Origin of the sequence: Sphingobacterium thalpophilum, assembly GCF_901482695.1 — a bacterium.
Classification (GTDB): Bacteria; Bacteroidota; Bacteroidia; order Sphingobacteriales; family Sphingobacteriaceae; genus Sphingobacterium; species Sphingobacterium thalpophilum.
Window position 1 is genome coordinate 3,094,967 of sequence record NZ_LR590484.1, and the last position, 14,024, is coordinate 3,108,990.

The 14,024-nt window shown below is 42.0% G+C and carries 13 protein-coding genes; 9 read left to right on the plus strand and 4 right to left on the minus strand.

Annotation, left to right across the window (positions count from 1 at the left end; all coding sequences use genetic code 11):
* Positions 1 to 7: 7 nt before the first annotated feature.
* The gene (locus FGL37_RS12885) at positions 8 to 649 is read right to left on the minus strand and encodes a response regulator transcription factor (RefSeq protein ID WP_028072320.1); all 642 of its coding nucleotides are present in this window, start codon (positions 647 to 649) and stop codon (positions 8 to 10) included.
* Between the two features lie 283 nt (positions 650 to 932).
* Here FGL37_RS12885 and mscL point away from each other — a divergent pair, with 283 nt between their 5' ends.
* The 5 genes from mscL (at position 933) to tsaB (ending at position 3,144) form a co-directional block, all read left to right on the plus strand.
* Entirely contained in the window at positions 933 to 1,340 is a 408-nt protein-coding gene (gene mscL, locus FGL37_RS12890) for a large-conductance mechanosensitive channel protein MscL (protein WP_028072319.1), read from the plus strand.
* A gap of 231 nt (positions 1,341 to 1,571) precedes the next feature.
* A complete protein-coding gene (rpmH, locus tag FGL37_RS12895; RefSeq protein ID WP_075991291.1) occupies positions 1,572 to 1,730 on the plus strand; it encodes a 50S ribosomal protein L34 in 159 nt (52 codons plus the stop codon).
* 60 nt (positions 1,731 to 1,790) lie between these two features.
* Positions 1,791 to 2,207: a ribonuclease P protein component gene (locus FGL37_RS12900; protein ID WP_037534545.1), complete on the plus strand. Its 417-nt coding sequence runs from the start codon at positions 1,791 to 1,793 to the stop codon at positions 2,205 to 2,207.
* Positions 2,170 to 2,424: a membrane protein insertion efficiency factor YidD gene (gene yidD, locus FGL37_RS12905; RefSeq protein ID WP_081818026.1), complete on the plus strand. Its 255-nt coding sequence runs from the start codon at positions 2,170 to 2,172 to the stop codon at positions 2,422 to 2,424. The genes FGL37_RS12900 and yidD overlap by 38 nt, the downstream gene beginning before the upstream one ends.
* Before the next feature lie 15 nt (positions 2,425 to 2,439).
* On the plus strand, positions 2,440 to 3,144 hold the full coding sequence (gene tsaB, locus FGL37_RS12910) for a tRNA (adenosine(37)-N6)-threonylcarbamoyltransferase complex dimerization subunit type 1 TsaB (protein ID WP_028072317.1): 705 nt from the start codon (positions 2,440 to 2,442) through the stop codon (positions 3,142 to 3,144).
* Here tsaB and FGL37_RS12915 read toward each other — a convergent pair.
* The gene (locus tag FGL37_RS12915; protein ID WP_028072316.1) at positions 3,139 to 4,044 is read right to left on the minus strand and encodes a magnesium transporter CorA family protein; all 906 of its coding nucleotides are present in this window, start codon (positions 4,042 to 4,044) and stop codon (positions 3,139 to 3,141) included. The genes tsaB and FGL37_RS12915 overlap by 6 nt on opposite strands.
* 179 nt (positions 4,045 to 4,223) lie before the next feature.
* A complete protein-coding gene (locus FGL37_RS12920) occupies positions 4,224 to 4,844 on the minus strand; it encodes an OmpH/Skp family outer membrane protein (protein WP_028072315.1) in 621 nt (206 codons plus the stop codon).
* 190 nt (positions 4,845 to 5,034) lie between these two features.
* On the opposite strand from FGL37_RS12920, the gene gyrB reads away from it, so the two are divergent.
* The 4 genes from gyrB to FGL37_RS12940 all read left to right on the plus strand — a co-directional run bounded on the left by gyrB (position 5,035) and on the right by FGL37_RS12940 (position 13,171).
* A complete protein-coding gene (gene gyrB / locus FGL37_RS12925) occupies positions 5,035 to 6,993 on the plus strand; it encodes a DNA topoisomerase (ATP-hydrolyzing) subunit B (protein WP_028072314.1) in 1,959 nt (652 codons plus the stop codon).
* Positions 6,994 to 7,209: 216 nt separating this feature from the next.
* Complete coding sequence (locus tag FGL37_RS12930; RefSeq protein ID WP_051607362.1) at positions 7,210 to 9,189, plus strand: helix-hairpin-helix domain-containing protein; 1,980 nt, start codon at positions 7,210 to 7,212, stop codon at positions 9,187 to 9,189.
* Complete coding sequence (locus tag FGL37_RS12935) at positions 9,186 to 11,273, plus strand: ComEC/Rec2 family competence protein (RefSeq protein WP_037534543.1); 2,088 nt, start codon at positions 9,186 to 9,188, stop codon at positions 11,271 to 11,273. The genes FGL37_RS12930 and FGL37_RS12935 overlap by 4 nt, the downstream gene beginning before the upstream one ends.
* Positions 11,270 to 13,171: a RecQ family ATP-dependent DNA helicase gene (locus FGL37_RS12940; RefSeq protein WP_028072311.1), complete on the plus strand. Its 1,902-nt coding sequence runs from the start codon at positions 11,270 to 11,272 to the stop codon at positions 13,169 to 13,171. The genes FGL37_RS12935 and FGL37_RS12940 overlap by 4 nt, the downstream gene beginning before the upstream one ends.
* On the opposite strand, the gene FGL37_RS12945 is transcribed toward FGL37_RS12940, so the two are convergent.
* Positions 13,172 to 14,011: a sulfurtransferase gene (locus tag FGL37_RS12945; protein ID WP_028072310.1), complete on the minus strand. Its 840-nt coding sequence runs from the start codon at positions 14,009 to 14,011 to the stop codon at positions 13,172 to 13,174.
* Positions 14,012 to 14,024 lie beyond the last annotated feature (13 nt).

The window sequence follows — 14,024 nt, forward strand, 5'->3', positions numbered from 1 at the left end:
GATCTTCTTAGTTGTTGGAGTGTATTCTGAATAACTCGATGAGCTCGGGTATATTGGAAACATTTAATTTCTCAAATATCCTGCTCTTATACGTACTTACGGTTGATGGGCTCAATTCCAGTAAGCTCGATACTTCGATAATTCCCAAGCCTTTGATCAACTGCTTGGCCACATCCACTTCTCTATTAGATAGACGGGCCAAAGGATTTAATTTGGTTAACTCAGATTTACTTTGAGTAAGTTTCTGCACGTACAGATCCTGCACATTGCTGGACATATATTTGCCCCTTTCCTGAATAGCCAAAATGGCGTGGCTCAATTCGGCCATGGCCGTCGTTTTGTTCAGATAGCCAGCGGCCCCTGCTTCAATATAACGTAATGCATAAAGCGATTCATCATAGGAAGAAAAAACCAAAATTTTGATGCCCGGTCTAATTTGTAGAATCTCTTCAACAACCTTAATGTTATTTCCTCCGGGCATGTTAATGTCCAATAATAACAGATCGAAATCTTCTGCTGTTATCTTTTCCAGTACTTCATCAAAATCTTCGGCCTGAAAGATTTCGGCTTGTCTAAGGGTTTCTTTAATGATGACAGAAGCACCTAATCGTACAATGCCATGGTCGTCTGCAATAAGAATCTTTTTCATAGATACTTTATCTTATTCTGGGCTTTTTAGTTACCGTTTAAATTTAAAGTACTATCAATATACAATATATCCTGATATTTTGCCCTAGTTAACGTGCAAATATAACAAATTAAGTTTATAAAAAACTGAAGAATATCGTTTTAGATTCTATTTTTAAAACTAAGACTTAAGAAATAAAAATGTAGGACAATTATGAATGCATTATAAAAGTTGTTATATTTTGATTAGATTTATATGACAATTAGTAGTTTTGACTAAGTTTTAACAGATTAAATGGTTTAATATGGGATTTTTAAAAGAGTTTAAAGAGTTCGCAATGCGCGGGAGCGTTGTTGATCTGGCTGTCGGTGTTGTGATCGGTGGGGCATTTGGTAAAATTGTTACATCATTGGTTGACGATATTATCATGCCGCCCATAGGATATTTAACAGGTGGAGTTGATTTCTCGTCGAAGAAAATTGTCCTGAAAGCTGCAGACGAAGCGGCCAAACAGGCAGAGGTATCCATTAATTACGGTAACTTTATTAATGTGGTTATTCAGTTTTTGATTGTTGCATTTTGTATTTTTTGTGTTATCAAAGCCTTGAATTCCTTGAAACGTAAGGAAGAAGCCGCACCTGCAGCTCCTCCTGCACCAACGAAAGAAGAGACCTTGTTGACTGAAATCAGAGACATTCTGAAAAACAAATAACAGAGTCGTCCTGAATTTACGATCCGCGCAGGGGAACTTAATTCCCCTGTTTTTTATTTTGGTTTGCGTCGGTTAGTGTCTTATTGCTGAATGCTTTAGGTCGCCTCTTTCACTGAAAGTTTAAATGTTCTTAATATTGTTTGTTTTTATCTAAAATAAACTTTACTTTTGCATTCCTCTTGGGGAGTTTTGTATTTAATTGAAGTAAGAACAAATTAGCATAATAGCGTCATGAAAAGAACATTTCAGCCATCGCAAAGAAAAAGAAGAAACAAACACGGTTTTAGAGAGCGCATGAGCTCTGCAAACGGTAGAAGAGTATTAGCTTCACGTAGAGCTAAAGGTAGAAAACGTCTTACAGTGTCTGACGAATACCGTCACAAAGGCTAGTCTTTGACAAGGATCGATGGCCGCTTATAGGAACTTTTTCTGATAAGATTAAGTCATCGTATGAGAAATACATTTACAAAAGAAGAACGGTTGTGTGCGAAAAAGCGTATCGATATGCTTTTTAAATGCGGTTCTTCTTTTGTTTTGTATCCGTTTAGAGTAGTGTTTATTTTTGAAAACAGCCAGCAGACTGAAAAAAATCCCCCTTGTCAGTCTATTATTTCCGTTTCCAAGCGTAGATTTAAAAGAGCGGTCGACCGCAATGCAATTAAGCGCATGTTGCGAGAGAGCTATCGCTTACAAAAATCAAACGATTTAATTCCCTTTTTGATAGAACATAATGTAACTTTGTATCTGGCGATTCAATACGTCGGCAAACAGATCTTAGCCTTTGATGTGTTTCGTGCCGCAATGAATAAAACGCTGAAAAAATTGCAGGATGAGTGTGCTCAAGCTTATTTGGATAAAAGGAATTAAACCTTTTTTTAGTTTTTTTTTCCTGACCATTATTCGTTTCTATCAACTGTTTCTATCACCGTTTTTGGGTGCCAATTGCAGGTATACGCCTACTTGCTCCCAATACGGTAAGGAAGCTATTGTTAAATACGGTCCATTTAAAGGTGGTTTAATGGCTTTAAAACGAATCATACGCTGCAATCCCTGGGGTGGCCATGGACATGATCCCGTCCCTTGATTTCAAAAGAGAACCATGAATAATTTAATATTACAGATCGATACTTCCACTCCTGTGTGTTCGGTAGCCCTAAGTGAAAACGGGCGGACACTGGAAGTCATAAACCTTGACGAGCCTAATGCCCATGCTGCAAAGCTTACCGTTTTAATGGAGCGGTTAATGCACGAAACGGGCTGTACTTTTAGTCAACTCTCAGCAATTGCGGTAAGCATGGGGCCGGGCTCTTATACAGGGCTGCGTATTGGTGTATCTACAGCGAAAGGTCTCTGCTACGGTTTAGACATACCTTTGGTGGCAGTAAACACGCTAGAGGCCTTGTTTTGGGGGTATAGAGAGCAATTTGGTCTGCTTGATAATGAAGTTTATATTCCGATGATTGATGCACGCCGAATGGAGGTGTATAGGGCTATTTACAACGATAGAGCTGAACTTATAAAAGATACTTCAGCCGAAGTTATTAATGAAAGTCATTATGATGCGCTGTTGAATACATACCAACGTATCCATTTATTTGGTTCGGGGGCAGATAAATTTGACGAACTGTTTCGGGGGATGGATCATATTGTCGTGCACAAGGAATTTAAAAATTCTGCGGCTTTCCTATCCGAGCTGGCTTTTAATAAGTTTCGGCTTAAACAGTTTGAGGATGTCGCCTACTTTGAACCCTTCTATCTTAAAGACTTTATCGTAACAGCGGCAAAGAAAAAGGTTGGCTTATAGCCAGCCTTTCCGTTTAAACCAGAGGTAGATGGCTAATGATATCCCGACCATTATTCCTAAGGCTATGGGATAGCCGTAATACCACTCCAGTTCTGGCATATTTTTAAAATTCATCCCATAAATCCCAGCCACAAAAGTGATCGGCATAAAGAACACAGAAAATATGGTGAGGATGCGCATGATTTCATTGGTATGATTCGATGATATATTAAAAAATACATTCAGCAGTTGCGTAATATTTTCCGATAAGTTTTCATATAAGGTCGAAGTACGTATCTGTAGATCCTTCAGATCACGTGTATATACATCTTTTTTGGACGAGGAATGAAAGTGTTCGACAACTTCTTTATAAAGAAAAATGACTTTCCTGGCGACATCAATCTGTCTTTTTATAAAATACAGATTTTTTAGAACGGGCTGTTGCTTCATGCGCTTCAGAAAGATGAGTTCCTCATAGGAATCGATTCGTGTGGAAAGCTGTTCAAGGGTTTTGCTGAATGTAAAGACGGCAGCGGTCGTAATAAAGACGGCAAGCTTCCGGCTATTTTTTGTTTTGATGGAAGTGAACTCAATATTTTTAAGTTTTTCCAGAAATTCAATACGCCGTTTATGGACAGTAATGACAAAGTCGTTGCCATAAAAAATAGTCAGTCGGTCTGTAACTTCGCCTATGCTGTCAGAATTCTCTTTAAAATTATCAGACATTACCCGAAGAATAATAAATGTATAATTCTCAAATTCTTCTATTTTAGGCAGATGTTCAGGTTCTCTGGAGTCTTTTATCGATGCTTCATTGAGATCGTATCGTTGCTTGATGAATGCGAAATCTTCCGTAGTGGGTTCGGAGATATCGATCCACTCGTAACTGGCAATATCTTTTTCAACAATTGTTCTGACCATAAATCTGATTTTTGCAAAGACAAGATAAGAAACAATTTTGTTTGCTCCAATCCATGCAAAGGGCGGGCAGGGAGAGTTCGCAAAAATGCAGCGGTCTTTTAAAAAAAAATGGGCTGTTCACAATTGAACAGCCTCTATTTTTATTCGATCATGTGATCTCTTCTATCTGACTGAGATTTCTATTTTTTGGAAGATTTGTATTCTTCGTTTAACTGCTTGATCACTTCATTGGTGATTTCCAAGGAAGGGTCAGCATAGAGTACCGTCGGGTTAGTCTTCGAGTAAGTTAACACCAGTTTATACCCATTTTCCGTAGCATGTTTTTTCAGGAATTCAGTGATCTTGTTATAAACATTGTTAAATTCATCCGATTCATCTTTTGCGATGGAAGAAGAGGCTGTCTGATCCAGGCGGGCAAGTTCGTCTTGTTTACGGGCCAATTTTTGTTCGGTAGCCTGTCTGTCAGCAGCAGACATTGTGGCTGCATTTTTTTGGTATTCAGCAACCTCGCGTTGAAATGCGGTGCTTTTTGACTGTAAATCGGCTTGTGCTTTTTTTACCTTTCCTTCGAGCTTTGATTTGATGTCTTTAAAATACTGGTATTTTTCTGAGAGAGAATCTGAATTTATATAAACGATTTTATCTTTATTGCTGTCCTGACTTTCTTTGCTTACTGCATTCGCGTCATTTTTAGCAGGTTCACTGGAAGTTTTTGTTCCCTGCTGATTGCATGATACAATGGCTCCGGCCAGCAAGAGGCCGAAGGAAACTTTCGATACAATGGAAATTATAGTGTTCATCTTTTTGTTATTTGCAGATAATTATTGAAACAAACCTAACATAAAAAAATTGAAATTCTAATTTTTCATATCAAAAAAGTGAAATTACCCTCTATTTTAGTGATTCCGTTTATGCGCTTAAACTTAGCCGGAGGCTTGTTAAATCGGGCTAAATTTCGTATTTTTGAATATTACATTTAAGAGGTTTTCAATGAGCGAAGAAAAGAAAAATGCATCCACCTACTCGGCCGATAATATTCAGGTATTAGAGGGTTTAGAGGCGGTTCGTAAGCGTCCATCCATGTATATTGGTGATACCGGTGTCAAAGGACTGCACCATTTGGTATACGAGGTAGTAGACAATTCAATCGACGAAGCTGTAGCAGGGTATTGTACAGAGATTTTTGTTACGATTCATAAAGACAACTCCATTTCAGTACGGGACAACGGTCGTGGTATCCCTACAGGAATTAACAAAAAAGAAAACAAATCAGCTCTGGAGCTTGTGATGACGGTATTGCACGCTGGTGGTAAATTTGATAAGGATACCTACAAAGTTTCGGGCGGTCTGCATGGTGTAGGGGTGTCTTGTGTCAACGCATTATCCACTCATTTAAAAGCTGAAGTACATCGCGAAGGAAAGATATTCCAGCAGGAATACGAAATCGGTAAGCCGATGTACGATGTGAAAGAAGTCGGCGTATCTGATAAAACAGGTACTATTGTAACATTTCATCCTGATCCGACGATCTTTACGCAGACCACGGTATACAATTATGACACCTTGGCCAACCGTCTCCGTGAACTGGCCTTTTTGAATAAAGGCGTCAGCTTAACGCTGGAAGACGAACGTGAAGCCAATGATGACGGCTCCGAAAAGAAAGAAACATTTTATTCTGAGGGCGGTCTTAAAGAATTTGTCAAGTTTCTAGATGGCACTCGTCAGGCCCTCATACCAGAACCAATCTATGTAGAAGGCATTAAACAGGGGATTCCTGTGGAACTAGCGCTACAGTATAACGATACCTATTCGGAGAATGTGCATTCTTATGTTAATAATATCAACACCATTGAAGGGGGATCACACGTGGCGGGTTTCCGCCGTGGTCTGACACGGACTTTAAAAGCATATGCGGATAAGTCAGGTTTGCTTAAGAACTTAAAGGTTGAAATCACTGGGGATGATTTCCGTGAGGGATTGACCGCTGTTATTTCTGTTAAAGTTGCCGAACCTCAATTTGAAGGTCAAACGAAAACCAAATTGGGTAACTCTGAAGTAATGGGAGCGGTTGATGTCGCTGTAGGAGAAATTTTGGGTGTCTATCTGGAAGAAAACCCCCGTGAAGCGAAAGCCATTGTCCAAAAGGTGGTGATTGCCGCTCAGGCGCGCGCGGCTGCTCGCAAAGCCCGAGACCTCGTACAGCGCAAGACCGTGATGGGAGGATCTGGATTACCCGGTAAATTGGCAGACTGCCAAGATAATGACCCCACAAAATGTGAAATTTATTTTGTCGAGGGAGATTCCGCCGGTGGTACTGCCAAGTCCGGGCGCGATAGAAAACATCAAGCCATTATGCCATTGCGCGGTAAGATCCTGAACGTGGAGAAAGCAATGGAACATAAGATCTACGAAAATGAAGAGATCAAAAACATGTTTACCGCTTTAGGAGTGAGTGTCGGGACGCCAGAAGATGCAAAAGCGCTGAATCTGGAAAAATTACGTTATCACCGCATCATTATTATGACCGATGCGGACGTGGATGGTTCGCACATTACTACACTGATTTTGACTTTCTATTTTAGGTATATGAAAGAGCTAATCGAAAGAGGGTATGTATACATCGCAACACCTCCGCTGTACTTGGTGAAAAAAGGAAAAGAACATGAGTATGCCTGGAATGAAGATCAGCGCATCAATGCTATTCAACGGTTAAAAGGTACAGGTAAAGAAGACAGCGTTCATGTACAGCGTTATAAAGGTCTGGGAGAGATGAATGCAGAACAGCTCTGGGAAACCACGATGAATCCTGAAACACGTACCCTGCGTCAGGTCACCATTGAAAATGCAGCTGAATGTGACCGTATTTTCTCCATGCTGATGGGCGATGAGGTTGCTCCCCGACGTGAATTTATAGAAAAAAATGCGCGTTACGCGAAGATCGATATCTAGTATCGTTTCTTAAATAAAATAAAAAGGCTTGAGAAATTTTTCATCAAGCCTTTTTTTATTGTGTTTAATTTTCTAACTTCATAGTGAAGAATCATTATCATGCCGAGATATATGCTTCTTATTTAAGCCAACACGTAGCCAATATGAATAAGACCTGTTATGAACTATTGCAGCAAAACTTTGCTCATCATAGGTTGTTTTGTTGGATCAACCTGTATGGCGCAAGCACAAGAGAACATCAATCCTGAAGAGTTATTTGAAAGCTTGTCGGAAGAACTTCCTGAAGATACCGACTTAAGCGAAATCAGCGAAAAATGGTATTACTATCTAAAACATCCTATTGATCTCAATAAGACCGATGGAACAGCATTAAACGAGTTGCAGTTTCTCAACCCTTTGCTGTTGCAGCGTATCCTGGAGCATCGTCAGGTTTCCGGCAATTTTATTCACGTACTGGAACTGCAGTCGATTGAGGGCTTTGATGCGAGGTTGGTAAATCTATTGCTTCCGTTTGTCCGTGTGGGAGAAACGAGCCCACTGAAAGACGCTAAATTAAGGGATTTTTCCCATGAGCTGATAATCCGCTATGGGAAGCTTCTCGAAAAAGCAAAAGGATACCAGATCACCGATACGAGCAGGTCCCGCTACCTTGGCGATGCTAATAAATATGCGGTCCGGTACCGGGCGGCGCTTAAAGACAAGATCCGACTGGCGATCAATATGGAAAAAGATGCTGGCGAACCTTTTTTTTCGGGTAAGCAAAAATTGGGATTCGATTTCTACAGTGTGAGTTTAGCCGTAAAGAAAGCCGGCCGCATAAACAATCTCATTGTCGGAGATTATGCCCTGCAATTCGGGCAGGGTATCAGCATGTGGAACGGTCTAAGCTTCGGCAAGGGTGGGCTTGTACAGAACACCGCCCGGCAGGGCATAGGCGCCAAACAGTATACCTCACTGAATGAAACCAATTTTATGCGTGGCTTGACAGCAACTATACAGCTACAGCCATTGGAGATTACTCCTTACTTTTCTTATCGATCTATTGATGGCAATGTTACGGATCAGGATGGGGAGCGTATCATTAAGACTATCGCGGTGTCAGGATTGCACCGCACGCCTACAGAACTTCGCTACCGGAATGCTGCCCATCAGATGACTTACGGAATAAATATACTGTGGCGCTACAACCGCATGAAAATCGGTGTCAATGTCAATCAATCCCAATTGGATGCCATTAAAGTAAAAGGGAGTGGTCTAAGGCAACAATACGATTTTGAAGGAGACTTATTGCGGAATGTTTCTTTATATACAAACTATACGTTTCGCAACTTACATCTATTTGGCGAGTTCGCAAGTAGTCTCGATGGAGGGACCGCCTGGTTGTTCGGAACGATTATGAGCTTACATCCACGTCTATCCTCCGTGTTGCTGATCCGCGATTACAAGAGGAATTTCCATACGTTCTATGGACAGGGATTTGGTGAATCGAGTAATACTGCAAATGAGCAGGGCGCTTACATCGGCCTTACTTATCAGCTTGCAAGAAAACTCCTCTGGTCCAACTATGTGGACATATTCAGATTTCCCGAGGCCAGATATCAAGCAGACACAAGCTCGTCAGGAGCTGATATTTTTAGTCAGCTCACATATATGTGGTATAAAAAAGGCCAGCTTTCTCTCCGGTACCGCAACCGGCTGAAACAGGTAAATTACTCCGGAGAAGGAAATACCGAAACAGGACTGGTGAATACGGCAAAACAACAAGTGAGACTCGAATTTCAGTATAAATTGGACCGTGTATGGACCATCCGTACACGCGCAGAGGCCAATCTGTATCAAAAAGAATATGAAGAAAACACCTTCGGATACTTATTTTACCAGGACATTTTCTGGAAGCCCTCCGCTGGCAAAATTCAGCTGAATTCAAGGGTGGCGTATTTTCAGACAGACAGCTACGACAACCGCATGTATGCATACGAGAATGACGTACTTTATGGATCTAGCTTTGGCATGTATACCGCAACGGGCTGGCGGACCTACATGAACGTACGGTACCGCGTCGGTAATCGTCTAGATATATGGGCAAAATATGGGGTATACTTTTACCCGGGGATGGAGACGATCGGATCAGGGCTAGATGAGATCAATGGCGGCCGAAAATCGGAAATCAAGATACAGTTAAGGTGGCAGCTATGAGTGATTTAAGTTTCGATCAAACGCTGGAGCGAGTTCCATTACTGAAGATCGCGATTGTATACGTTATGGCGCTGCTTGTGGCGCCGCTGTTTAGGTTTGATCTGGTATCCTTTTTATATCTGAAGTCTGGGCTGCAGGTCGTGGCGCTGCTGACAGTGTGCTGTTATTTTCTAGGTAGTCGACCGCTGGGACGCTGTTATCCGATATTTTATTATATCGTTATTCTACTGTTTGGAGTCTGGCAATATTGGCGTAATGACCCTCGTTATGTCAAAGATCATTTTTCGCATTTTAATCTCGATAGCTATGTCGTCGAGGTGAATGAGGAACCGAAAGTGAAATCTGACTTCATCCGGTTCTCCGCGCAAGTTACCGGTGGATATATGCAGGGCAATTTTATCGCTTTAAAGGGTAAGATGATGGTGAGCCTCCGCGACACATCCAAAAACTTTCTGCAATATGGAGACAAGCTATGGTTACAAGGCCGTGCAAAAGTTGTAGATCCCCCTTATAATCCTATGCAGTTTGATTATCGTGGCTATTTAAATAAATCGGATATCCATCATCAGCTTTTTCTGAAATCCGGACAATATAGAATTGTTGGGTCAGCTTTGCCCAGCTATTTTGATATCAGGGGAATGGCGTTGCGGATCCGCCAGCACTTTCTGATGAAGTTGTATCCTTATTTCTCCGAGGAACAGTATTTTTCAATAGCCGCAGCATTGTTGTACGGTTTCCGGAGCGATATCAGCGAAGATAATATCCGTGCGTTTACCAATACCGGCACCATTCACGTGCTGAGCGTTTCGGGTATGCATGTGGCTATACTTTTCGGATTTCTATCGCTAATTTTTAAACGGATCAACTGGCGGGGGCCAGCCTCATGGCTGCCCTTTCTACTGACTCTCTTGATTATCTGGTCTTATGCATTTATTGCTGGATTGGATCCCCCCATAGCCAGAGCGGCCATCATGATCAGTTTCATCGTATGTGCCGAACACTTTAGACGAAGCCGTTCTACGTTCAATACCTTGATAGCGGCTGCACTACTTATTCTGATCTGTGCCCCCCGTTCCATCATGGATGTTGGCTTTCAGCTCTCCTTTCTAGCCGTACTCGGTATGACCCTGCTTATTCCGATTTTCGAACGGGTCATAGTGGTCACAAGTCCTGTGGTCCGCTTTCTAAGGGACACATTCAGTATTTCCATCGCTGCCCAGCTGCTGACAACACCACTCAGTCTCTATTATTTTGGTCAGTTTCCCACCTATTTTCTATTTGCCAACCTGCTTGTCGACTTTCCGTCCAGCCTGATTATGTACCTCGGTTTCGTGATGACCGTCAGCCCATTGGAGTGGCTCAACCATATGCTGGGTGATGTTTTAGAGTATCTGATTGCGGTAATATTATCTTGTTTAAAGTATATTGAGCGCTTAGCATTTTCGACAGTAAGGTATGATATCATCGATATCGGTTTTCTACTGCTTTCCTACTTCGCTATCTTTTTGCTGCTATATGCGTATCAATGGAGAGATAAGAAATACGCTTATCTAGGCCTTTTTTGTATAGTCGCAATGCTGCTGATCGATCTCCATGATCGTACAACGAAGATCGATAGTGAACAATTTCGGGTTTATAATACCCGAAATGAGCTGACCATAGCCTACTTCAGGCACCGGAGAGGGCTGGTCTATAGTACCTTTGATTCTTTACAGCATACTGCCCTGCAATATGCTTGCGGACGGGAGATTTCTGCGCTGACAGCGGGCGATCAAATCCAGTTTATCCCTTTGACCAACGATAGGCGAAAAAATTATTTGATCTCCCTTCCTATAGGTAAAATAGCCGTTATCGAGCAGCGCAGTGATCGGCTTCCGCAGGCTGATTTGGCCATTGTCCGAAAGAACGCCGTCAAAGAGCTATCCATTCTCATTGGGCAAATCAGACCCAAACTGATTATCGTTGATGGATCCAATTCCTTGAGGTATGTACAGCAGACAAAGACTGAACTTGACAGTTTGGGTGTATCCTATTATATCTTAAAAGATAATTTTGCGTATGTTTGGAATAAGGAGAACTTATGACATTAGATAGTCTATCCATCTTAAGACAATATTGGGGATTTGAATCCTTCCGACCTTTACAGGAGGAAATCATCCAATCGGTCATGTCGGGTAAAGATACCCTGGCCCTTTTGCCAACTGGCGGGGGAAAGTCTATTTGTTTTCAGGTGCCGGCTCTGATGAAAGAAGGGATATGCATTGTTGTTACCCCACTTATTGCCCTGATGAAAGACCAGGTCGAACATCTGCAAAAAAATGGTATTCAGGCAGTGGCGATTTATTCCGGAATGAAAAAACGGGAAGTGGATATTACCTTAGACAATTGTGTCTACGGGCAGATCAAGTTTTTGTATCTTTCGCCCGAACGGCTTTATAGTGATTTGGTCAGGGAGCGTATACGTTATATGAAGGTTAATCTGTTTGCTGTTGATGAAGCACATTGCATCTCCCAATGGGGCTATGATTTCCGCCCGCCGTATCTGGAATTGGCCAGGCTCAGAGAACTGCATCCCGACGTCCCCTTCTTGGCCCTGACGGCAACAGCAACAGAGCGGGTTATTGCTGATATACAGCGCAAGCTAGGTTTTCCGGCGTCGAATGTGTTTGTCAAAAGTTTCTTGCGGGACAATTTGGCGTATATGGCAATCGAGGAGGAAGATAAGATGGGACGCATGGTGCGTATTATCCATAAGCTGGGCGGCTCTGGTATCGTTTATGTCAGAAATCGCAGAGAGACACTGGAAATCGCCCGAATATTGATCAACAATGGTATCTCGTCAGATTATTATCATGCAGGCCTGCCCGGGCCGGAACGGGACCAAAAGCAAGATGCCTGGATGAATAACAATATTCGTGTTATTGTTGCGACCAACGCCTTTGGAATGGGGATCGATAAGCCTGATGTGCGATTTGTGATCCATCTGGATCTACCTGACTCCTTAGAAGCCTATTATCAAGAGGCTGGTAGGGCAGGACGGGACGGAAAAAAAGCTTATCCGGTCATTCTCTACCAGAAAAATGATGAACAAAAATTGCTTGACACGCTGCAGGTAAGTTTTCCGGATATTCCTTTTATCCAGCAGAGTTATCATTACCTATGTAACCACTTCCAGATTCCCTATGGGGCTGGAGCAGGGATTACCGTGGATTTTGATGTAGTTACATTTGCGAAGAAGTATCAGCTGCCGTTGGTTCCGGTAATGAACGCGCTGAAGTTTCTGGAACGTGATGGCTGGCTCACGTTGTCCGAAGCAGTAACAATACCTTCACGGTTTAAATTTGAAATAGATCATACCGAACTGTACAAGGTGCAGGTACAATATGCAAAATATGATAAATTGATCAAGGCAATTTTGCGTACCTATGGTGGTGTATTTGAAAATTATATTCTGATCAATGAATATGAGTTTGCCAACAAGCTGGGGATACCTTATGCAAAGGTTGTCGAACTGTTAAAGTCCTTGGAAGGATTGGAGATAGCAAGCTATCTGCCGTCTACTGACGCTCCACAGCTAACTTTTTTACAGAATCGCGTTGACTATAAACACTTGCATATCGATCATGTTTTTATCCGCGAACGCCATCAGGTAAAAGAAGATCAGGTCAATGGAATGATTGGTTATATCGAAAAGTCACATTGCCGTAGTCAGTCTTTGCTGCTTTATTTCGGAGAAAAGAATGCAGGATTTTGTCAGGTCTGTGACCTGTGCCTGATTCGGAATCATCAGGAAAACCAGCGAGCAAAAATCAAGCAAGAAGTTAAAGTCAGCTTATTGGCCGGACCCAAAAACCTGCATGATCTTGTCGGTGGTCTGACGGTTGGCTCGGAAAAAAGAAGAATAGAGATTATTCGTGAGCTACTTGACGCTGAGGTCATCCGTCTGGAGGCAAATCTCTATTCCTGGAACACCTTATTCTGATTATTTTTCTGTAGGAAGGTTTAGTTCCTCACGGCCCCATTCAGACCATGATCCATCGTAAACGCGAATGTTGTGCTGCCCCGAAAGATAGCAGGCGAAAGCCAGTATGGAGGCGGTGATCCCAGAGCCACAGGTGAACACATGTTCTTTTTCCATTGTATTAAAATGCTCGAATTGTCGTTTTAATTCAGCGACATCCTTATAGCAAACACCGTCAAGTACTTCTTCAAAGGGTAGGTTTCTGGAATGGGGGATATGCCCACCATTAAGCCCCTTACGCGGCTCAGCTACTAAACCATTAAAGCGTCCTTTGCTGCGGGCATCGAAGATACTGACTTCCGATGATCTATAATGTGCTAAAATGTACTCTTTATCGGCATATAAGTTTTTTTGAAAATGCGCTTCAAAATTACCGTTTTTGATGTTCTCTTGATAGCTATTTACCAATGGATACTTTGCTTCTTTCCAGGCAGGAAGACCACCGTTTAGAATATATACCTGATTGAATCCCATTACCTTAAACATCCACCAGCCTCTTGGACTGGAATAGATACCCCATCGGTCGTATAAAACCACTGTGCTATCTTGATCAACGCCTAGGGCTCGCACACCGCGTTGAAAAACCTGTTCGGAAACCAAAGTATGTGGCAATTTAGAGGCAGGATCGGAAAATTTTCCTTCAATGTCGAAAAATAGTGAATTGGGAAGTAATTCTAATGGAGCATCTTTTAACGATTGGCCAACCTTATCGATCGTGCAGTCGAGTAGGATGAGGTGGTCGTTTTTTGTTAGTGCCTCCTGAAGTTCCGCAGGGCTAATTAAGGCTGATTTGAATGACATAACAATAACACTT